Source organism: Pectobacterium atrosepticum, assembly GCA_019056595.1.
Lineage (GTDB): Bacteria > Pseudomonadota > Gammaproteobacteria > Enterobacterales > Enterobacteriaceae > Pectobacterium > Pectobacterium atrosepticum.
On the sequence record CP036163.1, the window covers coordinates 2,066,741 to 2,086,041 of the forward strand.

Sequence of the window (19,301 nt, forward strand, 5' to 3'; positions counted from 1 at the left end):
TCGATCAAACAGCAACGACGTCCCTGTCTTTTGCGTATTTTGGAGCGTGAATGGAACCCTATAATCCACCTACCGATCCCTGGTTGCATGTTCTGTATCAGGATCAGCACATCATGGTGGTGAATAAACCCAGCGGTCTGCTGTCGGTTCCCGGCCGCGCGCCAGAACACAAAGACAGCGTAATGAACCGCATTCAGGCTGACTACCCCACGGCCGAATCCGTTCATCGTCTGGATATGGCAACCAGCGGCGTGATCGCCGTCGCACTCACGAAAGCTGCCGAGCGCGAATTAAAACGTCAGTTTCGCGAGCGCGAGCCCAAGAAATCCTACCTTGCCCGCGTCTGGGGACATATGGCACAGGATGAAGGCGTCATCGATCTGCCACTGATCTGCGACTGGCCAAACCGCCCGAAACAGAAAGTCTGCTTTGAAACAGGAAAATCAGCACAGACAGAGTATCAGGTACTCTCGCGTGACGATGACGGTACAACACGCGTCAAGCTGATGCCGATTACCGGTCGCTCCCATCAACTGCGCGTCCATCTGCTGGCACTCGGCCACCCTATCCTCGGCGATGGGTTTTATGCGCATCCTGATGCCAAAGCGATGGCACCCCGCCTTTTACTGCACGCACAAGAGCTGGCTATCACGCATCCGGCTTTCAATACCCCGATGCACTTTCGTTGCGAAGCGGATTTCTGAGATCAACACGCTGTTGGTGTTTTCAAATCTGGCTTGATGGCACGATAAAATGTGAAGCGGTAAAAGAGGGAAGCAATGAAGGGGGAAGGATACGGATTATTTTGTCTGATTCGCGCTTTTCAACAATTCATAAGCGGCCTGAATATCTTGCGCTTTGCGCTTGGCCATCTCCATCATTCTCGGCGAAAGTTTCTTGGCGACCAGCTTATCGGGATGATGTTCGCTCATGAGTTTGCGATAGGCGCGTTTAATCGTCACGGCATCATCACTACTGCGCACACCCAGCGTACGACAGGCGCTCTCGACCGTTGGCCCACGTAGCGGTGAGGGCGGGCGTTGGCCGCCATAAGAGTGTCCATTGGAGTAACCGTTATTACGGCGTTGTTGCGATTTCCCGTTTTGGCGTGACTGATTCTGCCGAGACTGCTGCCCAGTGGGGCTTTCCATATTCCGCAGGAAAAACTCAAACTGCTCACGCGTCACGCCCAGTTCATCAGCAATCACATACAGCACACGACGTTCATTCGGATGCAGAACACCATCGACAAACGCGACCTGAAGCTGAATTTCCAGAAACATCTTAATTAAATCAAAACGCCCCAGACAGGCGTCACGCAGCTTGCGCAATTTTATTCGCAAAGGGAATTGGCCAGCCTTTCCCTCGCGGAAAGCCCGTTGGGCGGCAGCTCTAGCGTCACCAAACAGCTCGAGGCGATCCATCATTTTGGTCGCTATATTGATATCAGCTTCCGTCACCCGGCCTTTGGATTTGGTCAGATGCCCCATGGCCTGAAAGGTCGTGAGAAAGAACAATGACTGACGGGTAGACTGAGCAGAGAAATAATCACGGCGACGCGATGCCCGGGCTCTGTCAATCCAATGCCCCATCAATAAGCCCATGATCATTCCCCAGATGCCAGTGCTTGAGACGATTCCCAGCGCCAACCCCAGCAACTTTCCCCAATACCGCATATACTCCTCAAATCCTCATGCCGTCAGCTAAAAATTGCTTTATCATACCTGTCATTTATCTTTGCACCTAACGGCGGTGCGTATATAAGCGGTGGGGATTTAACACTGGCGCAACGCTAACGAGTGATATAGTCTCTGACCGTTTGCCGACATGATGCCCCTGATGACGGAACACCTGATAACACGTATGAAAAAAAGTTTCCCAACTCTGCTGGCCACTCTGGTTTGGTCGGCGCTTTACAGCCAGCACGCGCTGGCCGATCTCGCTGAACAGTGCATGCTGGGTGTACCCACGTACAGCAGGCCGCTGGTAACAGGCGATCCCAATCAGCTGCCGGTCAATATTCAGGCCGACAAAACCGAAGCCAACTATCCCGACAATGCCAAATTCATCGGCAATGTTAACATCCAGCAGGGTAACAGCATCATGACCGCCGAACAGGTGGAGCTGAACCAGTTGGATCCGGCAACGCAGGGTAGCACGCCTACGCGTACTATTACCGCGACGGGAAAGGTCCACTACGACGATAATCAGGTCATCCTAAAAGGCCCTAAAGCCTGGGCCAACCTGAACACCAAAGATACCGACGTCTATGAAGGCGACTATCAGATGGTGGGCCGTCAAGGGCGTGGTTCCGCCGACAAAATGAAAATGCGTGACAGCAATCGCTACACCATTCTGGAAAACGGCTCCTTCACGTCCTGTCTGCCGGGAGATAATAGCTGGAGTGTCGTCGGTTCGGAAGTGATTCAAGACAGAGAAGAACAGGTTGCTGAAATCTGGAACGCGCGTTTCAAGATTGGTGGCGTGCCTGTATTCTACAGCCCGTATTTACAACTTCCTATCGGCGATAAACGACGCTCTGGCTTTCTGATCCCCAATGCGAAATATGGTAGCAGCAATGGCTTTGAACTGCTGACGCCCTATTATTGGAATATCGCCCCTAATTTTGACGCCACCATCACGCCGCATCTGCAAACCAAACGTGGCATGCAGTGGCAGAACGAATTCCGCTACTTGACCACACCGGGCCTTGGCGTTATTCAGTTCGACTGGCTACCTAGCGACAGTGAATACGCCAAAACCTCACAGCAAGACGATAATGATACCCGCTGGCTACTCCACTGGGGCCACAGCGGCGTAATGGATCAGGTGTGGCGTTTTGACGCAGACTATACAAAAGTCAGCGACGACCGCTACTTCACCGATCTGGATTCGCATTACGGTTCAACCACCGATGGTTACGTTACCCAAAAACTCAGTACGGGCTATGCGAACCAAAACTGGAATACCACACTGTCCACCAGACAGTTCCAGGTCTTTTCCAATGCGACCAGTCGTGATGTCTACCGCGCTGAGCCACAGCTTGATATCAATTACTACCAGAATGATATCGGCCCAGTTGATATGCACCTTTATGGTCAGGCGGTAAAATTTACCAACGTCAACGACAATCGGCCGGAAGCGACACGTCTGCACGTTGAGCCAACGCTAAATCTCCCGCTGGCAAACCGCTGGGCCAGCCTGAATACCGAAGCCAAACTATTAGCGACGCACTACCAACAAGATAATCTGGATCGTTACCGTGCCGACCCGACTGTCAGCGATGTTAATAAAAACGCGCTTCAGAGTTCCGTTAACCGCGTCATGCCACAATATAAAGTCGATGGCAAAATGGTCTTTGAACGCGAAATGGACTGGTCTCAAGCCTATACCCAGACGCTGGAGCCTCGCGCGCAATACCTGTACGTACCTTATCGCGATCAGAGCAGCATCCATACCTATGACTCGACGTTGATGCAGACCGACTATTCTGGCCTGTTCCGCGATCGCAGCTACAGCGGTCTGGATCGCATCGCGTCCGCGAATCAGATTGCGACCGGTGTCACCACGCGTATTTATGATGATGCGCTGGTTGAACGTTTTAACGCTTCTATTGGTCAAATCTATTACTTCGATCGTCCTCGCACCGGTGACCGCAACACGTCGCTCGATAAAAGTGATAATAACGGCAGTCAGGTATGGGCCGGTGATTCTTTCTTGAAAATCGATGACAGTTGGGGCGTTCGCGGTGGTCTGCAATATGACAATCGTCTGAACGAAGTCGCGCTGGGCGACGCCGTGTTAGAATACCGTCGTGATGCGGAACGTCTGGTGCAGTTAAACTACCGCTACGCTAGCCCTGAATATATCCGCGACATGCTGCCGAACGTGACCAACCAAGGTTCTCAGCAAGGTATTTCGCAGGTAGGTGTTACCGCTAGCTGGCCGATCGTCGAACGTTGGGCTGTTGTGGGTGCTTATTATTACGACACCAAGGCCAATCAGCCGGCAAATCAGCTTATTGGCTTACAGTACAATACCTGCTGTTGGGCCGTGAGCGTCGGTTATGAACGTAAAATTACCGACTGGAACAGCGCCAGCCGCAGCAGTGAATACGACAACAAAGTGTCGTTTAATATCGAGTTACGTGGTTTAAGCAGTAATTACGGCTTGGGTTCTGACAAAATGCTGCGCTCGGGTATTTTGCCTTACCAGCGCGCATTCTGATGTCATGCAGAGTGCTGGGTCGATAAGGATAGTAAACAGGCTGTTTCACTGAAACGTTGGAACTTTTAACCCGCCTTGCGGATGAAATAATGGGAAAGGTATGAAGAACTGGAGAACGCTTATTCTCGGATTGGCACTGAGTGCCTCTACCGCGTTCGCAGCACCACAGGTGGTTGATAAGGTCGCAGCAGTCGTCGATAACAGCGTCGTATTGGAAAGCGATGTAAACAGTCTTTTGCAGTCGGTAAAACTGAACGCCCAGCAGGCCGGGCAGCAGTTGCCAGATGATGCCACGTTGCGTCATCAGATTACCGACCGTCTGATCATGGATAATATCATCCTGCAAATGGCGCAGAAGATGGGTATCCAGGTGACGGATGAGCAGTTGGATCAGGCAATTACTAATATTGCCGCTCAGAACCGGATGTCTATCGATCAGTTAAAGAGTCAGTTGGCTAATGAAGGTCTGAACTACAACACCTACCGTAGCCAGATTCGCAAAGAGATGCTGATTTCGGAAGTGCGTAACAATGAAGTCCGTCGTCGCGTTACCGTACTGCCACAGGAAGTCGATACGCTGGCTAAGCAGATTGCGAACCAGACCGGCGAGAATGATGAGCTGAATCTGAGCCATATTCTGATCCCATTGCCGGAAAACCCGACTCAACAGCAGGTTGATGAAGCGGAAAATCTGGCAACGTCTCTGGTGAAACAAATCAACGAAGGGGCGGATTTCGGTAAGCTGGCCATCACCTATTCATCTGATTCTCAGGCGCTGAAAGGCGGCCAAATGGGCTGGGGCAAGTTGCAGGAAATTCCAACGCTGTTTGCTGAACGCTTAACACAGGTGCAGAAAGGCCAAGTCGTCGGCCCGATCCGTTCTGGTGTGGGTTTCCACATTCTGAAAGTTAACGATATTCGCGGCGGTAACAAAAGCGTATCGGTAACTGAAACGCACGCTCGCCATATTTTGATCAAACCGTCTGTGGTGATGACGGACAGTCAGGCGCAAGCCAAACTGGCCGACGTAGCACAGCAGATCAAAAACGGTAGCACCGATTTCGCTGCACAAGCCAAACTGCTTTCTCAGGATCCTGGATCGGCGAATCAGGGCGGCGACCTTGGTTGGGCTTCTCCAGATATGTACGATCCGGCTTTCCGCGATGCGTTGCTGAAACTGAAGAAAGGCGAAATCAGCCAACCGATTCACTCCTCTTTTGGCTGGCACCTGATTCAGTTGCTGGACACTCGTCAGGTTGATAAAACCGACGCGGCGCAAAAAGAGCAAGCGTACCGTATGATCTTTAATCGTAAATTCGCTGAAGAAGCGCAAACCTGGATGCAGGAACAGCGTGCAGCGGCTTATGTCAAAGTGATTAATGGTGCCACTAACTAATGCAGACTAAGAGCAATACGCCACGCGTTGTGATCACCCCCGGCGAGCCCGGTGGGATTGGCCCCGATCTGGTGATTGCTCTGGCACAGCAGGCCTGGCCTGTAGAGCTAGTGATCTGTGCGGATCCTGACCTATTATTAACTCGCGCATTGCAGCTGTCTATGCCGCTGACGCTGCGTGACTATCAACCCGGCCAGCCCGCACAACCACAACAGGCAGGTAGCCTCACCATCCTGCCGATCGTCGCATCAGCAACCGTCATTGCAGGTCAATTGAATGTGGCTAACAGCGCTTATGTCGTTAAGACATTAGCCCGTTCATGTGATGGCTGCCTAAACGGCGAATTCGCCGCGCTGATTACCGGCCCAGTACATAAAGGCATTATCAACGATTCCGGTGTTCCTTTCAGCGGGCACACTGAATTTTTCGCCGATCGCAGCAGCCGTGAGCGTGTTGTCATGATGCTAGCGACGGAAGAATTGCGCGTCGCTTTAGCGACCACGCATTTACCGCTTGCTGCCGTTTCTGCGGCAATTACCCGCCAGAGCCTGCATGAAGTCATCACGATCTTGCATCATGATTTGCAGACAAAATTCGGCATCGTTCAACCACAGATCTATGTTTGTGGACTGAATCCTCATGCTGGTGAAGGCGGCCATATGGGCCGTGAAGAGTTGGATGTGATTAATCCGGCACTGGACGAGCTACGGCAACAGGGCATCACGCTGATTGGGCCGTTGCCTGCCGACACACTTTTCCAGCCAAAGTATCTGCAACACGCTGATGCCGTTTTGGCGATGTATCACGATCAGGGGCTCCCGGTTCTGAAATATCAGGGCTTCGGGCGCGCTGTTAATATCACACTGGGGTTACCGTTTATCCGCACATCGGTCGATCACGGCACAGCACTAGAGCTGGCCGCAACCGGCAGCGCTGACCCCGGTAGTTTCATCACGGCATTAAATCTTGCCATTAAAATGATAAAGAATAGTAATGAATAATCGCGTACACCAAGGTCACTTCGCCCGTAAACGTTTTGGGCAAAACTTTTTAAACGATCACTTCGTGATCGATAGCATCGTATCGGCGATTCATCCTCAGCCGGGTCAAGCAGTAGTAGAGATCGGCCCAGGCCTCGGCGCGCTGACCGCGCCCATTGGCGAACGGATGGATCGTTTTACCGTTATTGAGCTGGATAGAGATCTGGCAGCACGGTTGGAAAAACACCCAACGCTGAAAGATAAGCTGACGATTATTCAGCAAGACGCCATGACGATCGATTTCGCCGCGCTCGCTGAACAGGCTGGGCAACCGCTGCGCGTTTTTGGCAACCTGCCGTATAATATTTCCACACCGCTAATGTTCCACTTATTCACCTATACTCAATCTATCCGTGACATGCACTTTATGTTGCAGAAAGAAGTGGTTAACCGCTTAGTAGCAGGGCCAAACAGTAAAACCTTTGGACGCCTGAGCGTTATGGCACAGTATTATTGTCAGATAATTCCGGTGCTTGAAGTGCCACCAGAGGCATTCAAGCCCGCACCTAAAGTTGATTCCGCCGTAGTGCGACTCGTCCCTCATGCCGAGCTCCCCTACCCAGTCAGCGATATTCGAATGCTGAGCCGCATCACCACGGAAGCGTTTAACCAGCGCCGTAAAACATTGCGTAACAGTCTGGGCAACCTATTCACCCCAGAAACGCTCACCGAGCTGGGTATCAATGTCACCAGCCGCGCAGAGAATGTGACCGTTGAGCAATATTGTCGATTGGCAAACTGGTTGAGCGAGCATCCTGCAAAACAGGAATAACTGGAGTTCATCATGATTAATGCGCCCCGTGTTTGTGTACAAATTCAGAGCTTCTATGTGGAATCACAATCAGAGCCTGATGAAGAACGTTTCGTGTTTGCTTACACGGTTACGGTTCGCAATCTGGGGCGTCATGAAGTCCAGCTTTTGGGGCGTTATTGGCTGATCACCAACGGTAATGGCCGTCAGACTGAAGTTCAGGGTGAAGGCGTAGTCGGTGAACAGCCGATTATCGAGCCTGGCGGCGAGTTCCAATATACCAGCGGTGCAGTCATGGAAACGCCCCTCGGCACAATGGAAGGCCACTACCATATGGTTGACCATCAGAGTAAAGCGTTTCAGGTCCCAATCCCCGTCTTCCGACTGGCAATCCCCTCACTGATACATTAATTATGTCTACCTATTTAGTTGGCGATGTTCACGGCTGTTTAGTTGAACTTAAAGCGCTATTGGCGCAAGTTTCCTTTAATCCTGAGCAAGATACGCTCTGGCTAACTGGCGATTTAGTTGCACGCGGGACGGACTCGCTTCAGGTTCTGCGCTTCGTTCGTTCTCTCGGTTCATCTGTCCGTATGGTGCTTGGCAATCACGATCTGCATCTGCTGGCCGTTTATGCCGGTATCAGCCGCAATAAGCCGAAAGATCGTCTCAATGATCTCCTCACTGCACCGGACGCAGACGAGCTAATCAACTGGCTACGTCGCCAACCGATCTTACAGGTTGATGAAGATCTGAAGCTGGTCATGGCACACGCGGGCATAACACCACAGTGGGACCTGCCGACGGCACTGGTGTGTGCACGCGAAGTCGAATCGATCCTGAGCAGCGACAGCTACCCGCTCTTCCTTGATGCCATGTATGGCGATATGCCGAACCACTGGAGCCCGGAACTCAGCGGTCTGGCTCGCCTACGCTTTAGCACCAATGTCTTTACCCGCATGCGCTACTGCTTCTCTGGCGGGCAGTTAGATATGCTCTGCAAAGAGCAGCCGGGTCAGGCACCTTCACTGCTAAAACCGTGGTTTGATCTGCCGAGCCAAGTTGCTGGGGAATACGCTATTGCATTCGGCCACTGGGCATCACTGGAAGGGAAAGGCACGCCGGAAAACATTTATGCGCTAGATACCGGGTGCTGTTGGGGGGGAGAACTGACTATGCTACGTTGGGACGACAAGCGCTATTTCACGCAACCGTCACTCTCATCAAATACCGAACTCTCAGGTGATATCACGCTCTGACTCAGTGAATAGATGCACGGATGCATCCACCTCATCACCAGCCGTACTATTGTCATAGAAAGGGAAAGTGTCACAGAAAGGGGAAGGTCGTCCCAGACTGACTCTTTTTGGATGACGGAACGGCTAACGCCTCGGCGGGAATAGACCACACGCCACCGCCAAGAAGCCCAGCCAGACCCACAGTTTCTACTCCACCCAATGGTAATTCACGGCGGCGCGGATCGCTCAAACGGTCAGTATTCAGATTACTGTTTTTATTCGCCATATGTACTGCCTCCTTCGTATCAAACACAGTGATTTACATGTATTTCGAATTAACCACATTTCAATTTAACTACGCGAGCGACAGCGTGTTTCTATACTAGCAATGGCAGGTGACGGAAATGTGACCGGCAAACGTTGGAAAGTGAAGAGATGCCCTAACCGCCAATTGTTTAAAGATCGAGATACACGGGGTGACCACAGGCTGAGGCGTCCCTACGGGAACCTCCCCCTGTATTTCCCCTAAAAACGAGCTTAAATGGCCAACATTCGGAGGTACCCCTCAATGTGGGGGCTTATGAGGTTCAACAACATGTGTCACCCGCGGTTGAGAAGTCGCGGAGCATTGCACCACCAGCATACCCATGACTATTAACGCGACACCGGCTATTCGTCCCAGAGTCGCGGGCTTCACCGCCAGCCCCATCAAACCAAAATGATCGATAATCAGCGATGCGACAACCTGACCGACAATCACGCAGACAATAAAGCCTGAAGCACCGAGCTGTGGCGTCAGCAATAGCGCAGCGGTGATATAAACAACGCCCGCCACCCCACCCAACCAGATCCACCACGATCCCTGTAAGGCATTACCAACCGCTGGAACGGGTACCCGAGCCGCAAACAAGATCGGCAACAGCACGCAAATGCTAACCAACAGAGATACCAGCGTTGCCCAAAGCGGATGGCCTAATGAACGCCCCAGCGCCGCATTGCTGGCAGCCTGAAAAGGCACAATGCTCCCGGCAAGCACAGCAATACCCAGTGGCAACAGCAGTGAGAGAGAAAAGGAAGAAAATAACGACATGGAACCCCCTGGCTCACAATATGAAATGCACAACGTCATTGGGATGTTCCAATACTCAAGCATCCATTAAACTGATGGAAATTCGTAATTCATACAGAAGGAATTCATAGAATGGATGATTTGCGTCGTATCGACATGAATCTGCTGCTAACGCTTCATGCTTTGCTGACGGAAAAACACGTCACGCGAGCTGCGCTGCGCCTGCACCGCAGCCAGCCTGCCGTCAGCCATTCATTATCACAGCTGCGTCAGATTTTTAACGATCCGCTATTAGTCCGGCGTGAGGTTGGTTTGACGCTAACGACCCGGGCTCAGGCGCTACTCGGCCCGCTGGAACACGCGCTTGAACAGCTGAATGTGTTGATACAAACCCCATCATTCGATCCGCGCCATAGCACGCGACATTTCCGTTTGGCCCTCTCTGATTACGGTACGAATGCGGTGTTGCCAACGCTCATGCGGCATTTGCGCATGCAGGCTCCCGGCATTTCACTGGCTATCAGCCATGCTGGCCGTGAAATGATGCTGGCACAGTTGAACGATGGAGAAATCGACTTGAGCCTCGGTGTATTCCCTGAACGCCCACCCGAGGTACACGCCGAAGTTCTTTTTGAAGAGCATTTTGCCTGTCTGGCGGACCGTAACACGCTGCCGGAAAACGGTATGCTGTCGTTTGACGCGTGGCTGGAGCGGCCACATATTCTGGTCACGATGCATCCTGATTCGGCTAATGAAATTGACAGCACGCTGGCAGCAAGCGGCCGAGCGCGCAATGTTGTGCTGACATTGCCCCACTGGCATGCCGCCATCAATCTTATTGCCGGTACCGATCTGGTTTTGACCGCAGCACGGCGTAGCATGACCCGAATCAATACACCAGATTTGCACATTTTTCCGCCTCCATTCACAATCCCCAATTTTGCATTCCAGCAGGTATGGCATACGCGTCGCGAGAGCGATCCTGCACATCGCTGGCTGAGAAAAGCCATTTGGGAGAGCTGTCAGGTTGTGGATTAACCATCTGGCCCAGAAAACGAAAAAACCCGCAGCGAGGCGGGTTTGGCTATTCATCGTATTACCGACGGAACGTTATTGCAGGAAAGTGCTCCTAGCGGCGTTCCAGAATTTCGAAGCAGTAACTGTGTGAGTTGCGCTCATCAGCATCATGGAATTCGCTGAAAACAGACTGCCATTCATCCGGCTCATAGTCAGGGAAATGCGTGTCGCCTTCCACTTCGGCATCAATATGCGTCAGGTAGAGGCGGTTAGCCTGCGACAACATCTGCTGATAGACGCTGCCACCGCCAATCACCATCACTTCCTCAACCTCACCTGCCGCCGCCAGCGCAGCGTCCAGCGAAGAGACCCAGGCCACGCGCTCGTCATCACCCGGATGATTGCTGACGACAATGTTCAGTCTGCCGGGCAACGGCTGACCGATAGAGCGGAAGGTATTACGCCCCATAATAATCGGCTTATTAAGCGTATTACGCTTAAACCATGCCAGATCGGCGGGCAAATGCCACGGCATCGCGTTTTCCATGCCAATCACGCGATCCACTGCCAGTGCAGCAATCAAACTAATAACCATGGTGAAAAACCCTGTAGGTCAGAAAATTGCTGACACTATACGGAAAGCCCTTTCGCTCGTCGATATTAAGACTCGGCGGAAATGTAATATAAGAGTTTTATACCCCTGGCCGCTTACGATAGAGCCAGATTCCCGGTAAAGACAGGCCGATAGAGAGCGCACCGACGATAAAGCTGGCCTTCAGAAAATTGGTCATCATGACGCTCATCAGCGCTTCGCTGTAGCCAAGATGTGATATCTCCACCACCGAAATCATCGCCGTATAGGCAGAGATACCGGGAAACATCGGGATGACGGCTGCCACGGTAAAGACTTTCGGATGCGCCAGCAACCAGCGTGACCAGCGGATGCCAATGATGCCAATCAGGATTGCCGCCAGAAAAGATGCCCATTCGATATTCATGCCGAAATGTATCGCCAGAAATCGTACGCCGTGCCCGACGCCGCCCAACAGCGCACAGTAAGGCAGCACTTTCAGCGGCACATTGAAGACCATCGCAAATCCCAACGCAGGGACCGCAGCCAGCACCATATCCTGCAAAAGTGCCCACAGTAAACTTAAGCCCATCCGCGTAACCCCCACAGCGACATCGCCATCACAACACCAATACAGGTTGCCAGCGTCAATAAACTCGCGACCGTCCAGCGTGCCAAACCGGTATTCACGTGCCCTTTAAACATATCTGCCACGGCGTTAATCAGCGGAAAACCGGGGACCAACAGCAGCACACTTGCCGCCATCGCCACCGTCGACGTCTGAGAAAAAGCAGGCAAACGCATCAACAGCCCTGACGCTGACGTGGCGACAAATGCCGTAATACAGAAGTTGATCAACGGATTCAGATGTCGTCCGGTAAAGACCTGACGGACATACATCGCCAGACCACTGGCAATCAGTGTGACAATAAAGGCATCCCACCCACCGCCGTTCAAACGGCTGAAACAGCCGCAGGAGAGCGCCACAACGGAAACCATCAGCCAACGCGGATAGCGCAGTGGCTTAATATGTCCCAAACGCTTCTCCACCCCTGCCACATCCAGCAGTTTATGCTCGGCCATGATGACCGCATGCTGAACCTCAATGACAACGTGCATATTAATGCCGCGATCCGCATTCTTCCGCGTTGACGTCAGGCAATGCCCCTGCATGATGGTGGTCAGCACAATCGAGTTTGCCGAGATTGAGCTCTCAACGCTATCGGCGCCAAGCGCCATGCCTAGTCGTGAGGACAGCTGTTCTACCACCATACTCTCTGCGCCATGCTGTAACAGCAGCAGCGCACACTGGATGCACAATCGGGTTATTTCCCGCTGCTGTGGCGCTTCATCCATCCGTTTTGCGCCACTTAATCGTTCACGGTTCTCACGTTCACTGACCATGTTATTATCTCAACCTGCCCCTGAAATTAACCACAAAAAATGAAAGGACAATTGTTAACATATCGCCGCCGAATAACCAATAAGTGTGATGCGAATTCATTATTCTGGCGCTATGATTTCCCTCGTCCCTCTCTTTTTCACTGTCTGGAATGATCATGCTAGAAACATCGCTGTTTGTCGCGACTATCGCCACGCTGGGGATGCTTTCTCCCGGCCCCGACTTTTTCCTCGTCATCAGGAATGCGGCACGCTACCCACGTGCTGCCGCAATGATGACCGCCTTTGGCGTAATCTGCGGCGTAGCAACCCACATGGCGTACTGCGTCGCCGGGCTAGCCGTCGTCATCACCACCACGCCGTGGCTGTTTAATGTACTGAAATATGCGGGCGCCGCCTACCTAATCTGGATCGGTATTCAGGCACTATTCGCTCGCGGCGGAAGCAAAATGGACGTATCAAACCTGACACAGCAAAGTGTCAGCCTGAAAAAAGCATTCCTGCAAGGCTATCTCTGCAACCTGCTTAACCCGAAAGCCACACTATTCTTTCTGGCGATGTTCACCCAGGTTCTGAACATTCACTCCGGCATCGGTGAAAAACTGTGGTACGCCATGATTATCTGGCTGCTTTCTCTCGTCTGGTGGCCGCTGTTGGTGGTGCTTTTCCAAAGTGAGCCGGTACGCCGAGGATTGGCTAAAGTGCAGAAACTGGTAGATAAGCTGCTGGGAACGGTGTTGATCGCGCTGGGTATCAAAGTGGCGTTGGGATAAAACTCAAAACGTTCCCCATGAAAAAGCCAGCGCTGTTACCAACGCTGGCTTTTATTATCAGCTTACAACCTACCGAAGTCGGTCCTATCAGCCTTTAATCATCGCATGCATTTCCTGCACGGAAGTGACCTTCTCCGTCGGATCTGCCGTCAACGACATTGCCGTAGCAAAACCACCATTCAGCGTGGTGTCGTAGTGCACCTTGTATTGCAGCGCGCTGCGGCGAATCAGCTTGGAATCTTCAATCGCCTGACGCCCTGCGGTGGTGTTGACGATGTAGGTGTACTCGCCGTTCTTGATGCGGTCCTGAATGTGCGGACGACCTTCATGCACCTTATTCACCAGACGCGGATTAATGCCAGCCTCACCCAGTTCAATCGCCGTGCCGTGCGTCGCATCCAGCTCAAAACCGTGCTTCAACAGCTTAGCCGCCAGATCCACCACGCGGGCTTTATCGCCTTCACGTACCGACAGCAGCGCACGTCCAGTTTTCTTCATGTGCGAACTGCTGCCCAGCATCGCTTTGGCAAACGCTTCAGCAAACGTGCGGCCAACGCCCATGACTTCACCGGTCGAACGCATCTCTGGCCCCAGAATCGGGTCAACGCCAGGGAATTTGTTGAACGGCAGCACCACTTCTTTCACCGAGTAATACGGCGGGATGATTTCTTTGGTGACACCCTGCTCAGCCAGCGTTTTGCCTGCCATCACTCGCGCAGCGACTTTCGCCAATGGAACACCGGTCGCTTTCGAGACAAATGGGACAGTACGCGCGGCACGCGGGTTCACCTCAATCAGATAAACTTCGTTATCCTTCACCGCAAACTGCACGTTCATCAGGCCGCGAACGCAAAGTTCAAACGCCAGTTTTTCAACCTGCTGACGCATCACATCCTGAATCTCTTTGCTCAGTGTGTAAGCAGGCAGTGAACAAGCCGAGTCACCGGAGTGAACCCCCGCCTGCTCGATGTGTTCCATAATGCCGCCAATCAGTACACGTTCACCGTCGCAAATCGCATCGACGTCAACTTCAATAGCATCGTCAAGGAAACGGTCCAGCAGAACGGGCGCATCGTTGGATACGCTAACCGCGTTTTGGAAATAACGCTTAAGGTCGATTTCGTCATACACGATTTCCATCGCGCGACCGCCCAGAACATAAGAAGGACGGACGACCAGCGGATAGCCGATGCCACGCGCTTTCTCTACCGCCTGCTCAATCGTCGCTACCGTGGCGTTAGACGGTTGCTTCAGCCCAAGACGATTGACGGCATGCTGGAAGCGCTCACGGTCTTCTGCACGGTCAATCGCGTCTGGGCTAGTTCCGATAACCGGTACTCCAGCGGCTTCTAGCTCGCGAGCCAGTTTCAGCGGCGTCTGGCCACCGTACTGCACGATAACGCCCTTTGGCTTCTCAATACGGACGATTTCCAGTACATCTTCAAACGTTACCGGTTCGAAGTACAAGCGGTCGGACGTATCGTAGTCTGTTGAAACGGTTTCAGGGTTACAGTTAACCATGATGGTTTCATAGCCATCTTCACGCAGCGCCAGCGAAGCATGGACGCAACAGTAGTCAAACTCGATCCCCTGACCAATACGATTTGGCCCACCACCCAATATCATGATTTTGTCACGATCCTGAGTCGGGTTAGCCTCACATTCTTCTTCGTACGTGGAATACATATAAGCGGTATCGGTCGAGAATTCTGCCGCACAGGTATCGACACGCTTATACACCGGATGCAGGTCGAATTTATCGCGCAGCTTGCGAATTTCGCTTTCCGCCACGCCAGCCAGTTTCGCCAGACGCGCATCAGCAAAGCCTTTACGCTTCAGTGCACGTAAGAAATCCGCATCCAGCGCGGTGATACCTTTTTCTGCAACCTGCTCTTCCAGACGCACCAGCTCTTCAATTTGCACCAGGAACCAGCGATCAACGTTGGTCAGGTTAAATACGCCATCGACTGACATACCCGCGCGGAAAGCATCAGCGATGTACCAGATACGCTCGGCACCGGCATCTTTCAGCTCGCGGCGAATTTTAGTCAGCGCTTCAGGGTCGTCCAGATCTACCTTTGGATCGAAGCCAGTCGCACCGACTTCCAGACCACGTAGTGCTTTCTGCAAGGATTCTTGCTGTGTGCGACCAATCGCCATCACTTCACCCACAGATTTCATCTGCGTGGTCAGGCGGTCATTGGCACCGGCGAATTTTTCGAAGTTGAAACGTGGGATCTTGGTGACAACATAGTCGATAGCCGGTTCGAAAGACGCTGGCGTACGACCACCAGTGATGTCGTTCATCAACTCATCGAGCGTATAACCCACCGCCAGTTTGGCCGCGATTTTCGCAATCGGGAAGCCCGTTGCTTTAGACGCCAGCGCGGAAGAACGTGATACACGCGGGTTCATTTCGATAACAATCAGGCGACCTGTTTTCGGGTTCACCGAGAACTGAACGTTAGAACCACCGGTTTCTACACCGATTTCACGCAGTACCGCCATCGAGGCGTTACGCATGATTTGATATTCTTTATCCGTCAGCGTTTGCGCTGGCGCAACGGTGATGGAGTCTCCGGTGTGGATCCCCATGGCATCGAAGTTTTCGATTGAGCAGACGATGATGCAGTTATCGTTCTTATCACGCACCACCTCCATCTCGTACTCTTTCCAACCGATCAGCGATTCATCGATCAGCAGCTCTTTGGTTGGAGAAAGATCCAGTCCGCGCTCACAGATCTCTTCAAACTCTTCACGATTGTAAGCGATACCGCCACCGGTGCCGCCCATTGTAAAGGAAGGACGGATAATGCACGGGAAGCCGAGGTCAGCCGCTACAGCCAGCGCTTCTTCCATATTGTGTGCAATACCGGAACGTGCGGTATCCAGACCGATTTTCTTCATCGCCACATCGAAACGACGACGATCTTCTGCTTTATCAATCGCATCCGCCGTTGCACCAATCATGGTGACGCCGAATTCCGCCAGCACGCCCTTACGTTCCAACTCCAGCGCACAGTTCAGCGCCGTCTGGCCGCCCATCGTCGGCAGCACAGCATCTGGACGCTCTTTTTCAATAATTTTACGCACCACTTCCCAGTGAATCGGCTCGATGTAGGTCGCATCGGCCATTTCAGGGTCGGTCATGATGGTTGCCGGGTTGGAGTTCACCAGAATAACGCGGTAACCCTCTTCACGCAGCGCTTTACACGCCTGTGCCCCCGAGTAGTCAAACTCACACGCCTGACCGATGACAATCGGGCCGGCGCCTAGAATCAGGATGCTTTTAATATCTGTACGTTTTGGCATTTTCTCGCTCCTGATTATTTAGCTGAAGAACGGTAAGTCTGAATCAAGTCAATAAAGTGGTCGAACAGCGGCGCAGCATCATGCGGGCCGGGGCTTGCCTCTGGGTGTCCCTGGAAACTAAACGCCGGTTTGTCAGTGCGGTGAATCCCCTGAACCGTATGGTCAAACAAGGATTTATGCGTGACGCGCAGCGTGTCAGGCAGGTTATCTTCATCAACCGCAAAGCCGTGGTTCTGCGCGGTGATCATCACACAGTTGTTATCCAGATCTTTTACCGGATGGTTGCCGCCGTGGTGACCCAGCTTCATTTTGATGGTCTTCGCACCGCTCGCCAGTGCCAGCAGTTGGTGACCCAGACAGATACCGAATACCGGAATATCCGTTTCCAGGAAGGTTTTGATCGCGCGAATCGCGTAGTCGCACGGTTCCGGGTCGCCCGGCCCGTTAGAGAGGAAAATACCGTCTGGATTAAGCTTCAGTACGTCCTCAGCAGATGTCTGCGCCGGAACGACCGTCAGGCGGCAGCCGCGATCCACCAGCATACGTAGAATGTTGCGTTTCACACCGTAGTCATAAGCCACTACGTGGTAAGGCAGTTCGCTTTCGTTTTTCGCCGCAGGCAATTCGCCTTCCAGCATCCAGCTTCCCTGTAACCAGCTGTAGCTTTCCGCCGTTGTCACTTCTTTTGCCAGATCCATCCCCTTCAACCCTGGGAAGGCTTTCGCTTTCTCCAGTGCGACAACAGCATCCGGCGCATCACCCGCGATGATACAGCCATTCTGTGCGCCTTTTTCACGCAGCAGACGGGTCAGTTTACGGGTGTCGATGTCTGCGATGGCGACGATGTTGTTGCGTTTGAGGTACTCAGACAGGCTTTCTTCACTACGGTAGTTACTGGCAATCAGAGGTAAATCACGAATAACCAGACCTTGAGCCTGTACTGAGGGGGATTCTTCATCGTTGGCATTAGCGCCGACATTACCGATATGGGGATAAGTGAGAGTGACAATCTGGCGGGAATAGGAAGGATCAGTAAGGATTTCTTGATAACCGGTCATCGACGTATTGAAGACCACTTCCCCCACTGCCAATCCTTCTGCCCCAATGGCCCGACCGTGGAATTGGGTTCCGTCTTCCAGAACCAATAGCGCTGACTTAATCAAAACACCCTCCAAGGAATAAAAAATCACGTTATTTGCATATTAATTCAGATTCGAGCCACTAAATCAATGCAAAAACTACCTGTAAGGCCAATTTTTGGCAAATTGGGCGCATTTTAATGATGGTCTTCCCGATTGTCTACCCAAACCGCTTTTTTTCTCTTATTTTTATGCTTTACGAAATAAATAATCGTCCACTGACGTAAAAATCCCTATCAACTCAGATAAGTAAACGGTTGCTAAGCAACATTGTTAAAATAAGGGTAATAAATCACCAGCAAAGGGCATTTAGGGAGTACAGAGGGTTTCTCATCACTAAAAAATGGAATAAAACACAAACAAAAGAAGATAATGATAAAAAAAAAGAAGCCAATGAGGTAAAAACAAAGGTGAACGTTAAAATATCCACCTTTTTCAGCTAGATGTTATTTTTATAACAAAATAAAATACTACAAATCATCCAGAGAAAGCACATCTCTCATATCAAAAACACCACTTTCCTTCGAACTAATCCAGATAGCGGCTCTTACTGCACCATTGGCAAACGTCATGCGGCTGGATGCCTTGTGGGTAATCTCAACGCGCTCACCAATATCAGCAAACATCGCCGTATGTTCACCGACAATGTCACCCGCTCGCACAGTAGCGAAACCAATGCTTTTCGGATCGCGTTCGCCTGTATGACCTTCACGCGTGTACACGGCACAGGACTTCAGATCGCGTCCCAGAGCATCAGCAATCGCTTCACCCATCGCCAGCGCGGTGCCAGACGGTGCATCCACTTTGTGGCGGTGGTGTGCTTCAATGATTTCGATATCGGTATAGTCGCCCATGACCTTGGCGGCTTTTTCCAGCAGCTTCAGCATGACATTAACGCCGACGCTGAAGTTCGCCGCAAACACAATCCCGATATCTTGCGCAGCCTGCTTAATTGCCGCCTTGCCTGCATCATCAAAACCGGTTGTCCCGATAATCATACCTTTACGATGCAGACGACAAAATGCCAAATGCGCTAATGTGCCTTCCGGGCGGGTGAAGTCGATCAAAATATCGAAATCATTCTGTACGGCATCCAGGCTTTCATTCACGGTAATGCCGTTTTTACCCAGCCCAGCAAGTTCACCAGCATCGCTCCCTAACAGAGACGAACCAGAACGTTCCAGCGCTGCGCCCAATACTACGCCGTCCATTTGCTCGATAGCCTGAATCAGCTGACGTCCCATACGGCCGCCCGCGCCTACAACAGCAATACGGATGGATGAATCCTTCATAATGTCTCTCTCTTTTTGATCCTGACGACATAAAAATAACATCAGGTTAACGGGCACCGCGCACTATCGCCAGCG

The 19,301-nt window shown here is 52.0% G+C and carries 18 protein-coding genes; 9 read left to right on the top strand and 9 right to left on the bottom strand.

Annotation, left to right across the window (positions count from 1 at the left end):
* Nucleotides 1-50 precede the first annotated feature (50 nt).
* Nucleotides 51-704, top strand: a complete 654-nt coding sequence (gene rluA / locus DCX48_09955) for a bifunctional tRNA pseudouridine(32) synthase/23S rRNA pseudouridine(746) synthase RluA (protein QXE14799.1) — start codon at nucleotides 51-53, stop codon at nucleotides 702-704.
* Nucleotides 705-800: 96 nt separating this feature from the next.
* Here the strand turns inward: rluA and djlA are convergent, their stop codons facing one another.
* Nucleotides 801-1,676 (bottom strand): co-chaperone DjlA, encoded by an 876-nt coding sequence (djlA, locus tag DCX48_09960; protein QXE14800.1) that lies wholly within the window; start codon nucleotides 1,674-1,676, stop codon nucleotides 801-803.
* A gap of 187 nt (nucleotides 1,677-1,863) precedes the next feature.
* On the opposite strand from djlA, the gene lptD reads away from it, so the two are divergent.
* The 6 genes from lptD to apaH all read left to right on the top strand — a co-directional run bounded on the left by lptD (nucleotide 1,864) and on the right by apaH (nucleotide 8,673).
* On the top strand, nucleotides 1,864-4,227 hold the full coding sequence (gene lptD, locus DCX48_09965; protein QXE14801.1) for an LPS assembly protein LptD: 2,364 nt from the start codon (nucleotides 1,864-1,866) through the stop codon (nucleotides 4,225-4,227).
* Nucleotides 4,228-4,327: 100 nt separating this feature from the next.
* Nucleotides 4,328-5,623, top strand: coding sequence for a peptidylprolyl isomerase SurA (gene surA, locus DCX48_09970; protein QXE14802.1), 1,296 nt, complete (start codon nucleotides 4,328-4,330; stop codon nucleotides 5,621-5,623).
* A complete protein-coding gene (pdxA, locus tag DCX48_09975) occupies nucleotides 5,623-6,624 on the top strand; it encodes a 4-hydroxythreonine-4-phosphate dehydrogenase PdxA (GenBank protein QXE14803.1) in 1,002 nt (333 codons plus the stop codon). Before surA ends, pdxA begins: the two co-directional genes overlap by 1 nt.
* Nucleotides 6,617-7,435, top strand: a complete 819-nt coding sequence (gene rsmA, locus DCX48_09980) for a 16S rRNA (adenine(1518)-N(6)/adenine(1519)-N(6))-dimethyltransferase RsmA (protein QXE14804.1) — start codon at nucleotides 6,617-6,619, stop codon at nucleotides 7,433-7,435. Before pdxA ends, rsmA begins: the two co-directional genes overlap by 8 nt.
* A gap of 12 nt (nucleotides 7,436-7,447) precedes the next feature.
* On the top strand, nucleotides 7,448-7,825 hold the full coding sequence (apaG, locus tag DCX48_09985) for a Co2+/Mg2+ efflux protein ApaG (protein ID QXE14805.1): 378 nt from the start codon (nucleotides 7,448-7,450) through the stop codon (nucleotides 7,823-7,825).
* Nucleotides 7,826-7,827: 2 nt separating this feature from the next.
* Entirely contained in the window at nucleotides 7,828-8,673 is an 846-nt protein-coding gene (apaH, locus tag DCX48_09990) for a bis(5'-nucleosyl)-tetraphosphatase (symmetrical) (GenBank protein QXE14806.1), read from the top strand.
* Nucleotides 8,674-8,743: 70 nt separating this feature from the next.
* Here apaH and DCX48_09995 read toward each other — a convergent pair whose 3' ends face one another.
* Together DCX48_09995 and DCX48_10000 are read right to left on the bottom strand one after the other, a co-directional pair.
* Entirely contained in the window at nucleotides 8,744-8,938 is a 195-nt protein-coding gene (locus tag DCX48_09995; GenBank protein ID QXE14807.1) for a hypothetical protein, read from the bottom strand.
* Nucleotides 8,939-9,217: 279 nt separating this feature from the next.
* Nucleotides 9,218-9,742 (bottom strand): DMT family transporter, encoded by a 525-nt coding sequence (locus DCX48_10000; GenBank protein ID QXE14808.1) that lies wholly within the window; start codon nucleotides 9,740-9,742, stop codon nucleotides 9,218-9,220.
* A gap of 111 nt (nucleotides 9,743-9,853) precedes the next feature.
* On the opposite strand from DCX48_10000, the gene DCX48_10005 reads away from it, so the two are divergent.
* Complete coding sequence (locus tag DCX48_10005) at nucleotides 9,854-10,759, top strand: LysR family transcriptional regulator (GenBank protein ID QXE14809.1); 906 nt, start codon at nucleotides 9,854-9,856, stop codon at nucleotides 10,757-10,759.
* 91 nt (nucleotides 10,760-10,850) lie between these two features.
* Here the strand turns inward: DCX48_10005 and DCX48_10010 are convergent, their stop codons facing one another.
* The 3 genes from DCX48_10010 to DCX48_10020 all read right to left on the bottom strand — a co-directional run bounded on the left by DCX48_10010 (nucleotide 10,851) and on the right by DCX48_10020 (nucleotide 12,665).
* Nucleotides 10,851-11,333, bottom strand: coding sequence for a type 3 dihydrofolate reductase (locus DCX48_10010; GenBank protein QXE14810.1), 483 nt, complete (start codon nucleotides 11,331-11,333; stop codon nucleotides 10,851-10,853).
* 97 nt (nucleotides 11,334-11,430) lie between these two features.
* A complete protein-coding gene (locus DCX48_10015; GenBank protein ID QXE14811.1) occupies nucleotides 11,431-11,901 on the bottom strand; it encodes a threonine/serine exporter in 471 nt (156 codons plus the stop codon).
* A complete protein-coding gene (locus DCX48_10020) occupies nucleotides 11,892-12,665 on the bottom strand; it encodes a threonine/serine exporter ThrE family protein (protein QXE17209.1) in 774 nt (257 codons plus the stop codon). The genes DCX48_10015 and DCX48_10020 overlap by 10 nt, the downstream gene beginning before the upstream one ends.
* Before the next feature lie 203 nt (nucleotides 12,666-12,868).
* On the opposite strand from DCX48_10020, the gene DCX48_10025 reads away from it, so the two are divergent.
* Nucleotides 12,869-13,483, top strand: coding sequence for a LysE family translocator (locus tag DCX48_10025; GenBank protein ID QXE14812.1), 615 nt, complete (start codon nucleotides 12,869-12,871; stop codon nucleotides 13,481-13,483).
* Nucleotides 13,484-13,570: 87 nt separating this feature from the next.
* On the opposite strand, the gene carB is transcribed toward DCX48_10025, so the two are convergent.
* The 3 genes from carB to DCX48_10040 form a co-directional block, all read right to left on the bottom strand.
* On the bottom strand, nucleotides 13,571-16,795 hold the full coding sequence (gene carB / locus DCX48_10030; protein QXE14813.1) for a carbamoyl-phosphate synthase large subunit: 3,225 nt from the start codon (nucleotides 16,793-16,795) through the stop codon (nucleotides 13,571-13,573).
* 14 nt (nucleotides 16,796-16,809) lie between these two features.
* Nucleotides 16,810-17,958 (bottom strand): carbamoyl-phosphate synthase small subunit, encoded by a 1,149-nt coding sequence (gene carA / locus DCX48_10035; GenBank protein ID QXE14814.1) that lies wholly within the window; start codon nucleotides 17,956-17,958, stop codon nucleotides 16,810-16,812.
* Nucleotides 17,959-18,404: 446 nt separating this feature from the next.
* Nucleotides 18,405-19,226, bottom strand: coding sequence for a 4-hydroxy-tetrahydrodipicolinate reductase (locus tag DCX48_10040; protein QXE14815.1), 822 nt, complete (start codon nucleotides 19,224-19,226; stop codon nucleotides 18,405-18,407).
* Nucleotides 19,227-19,301 lie beyond the last annotated feature (75 nt).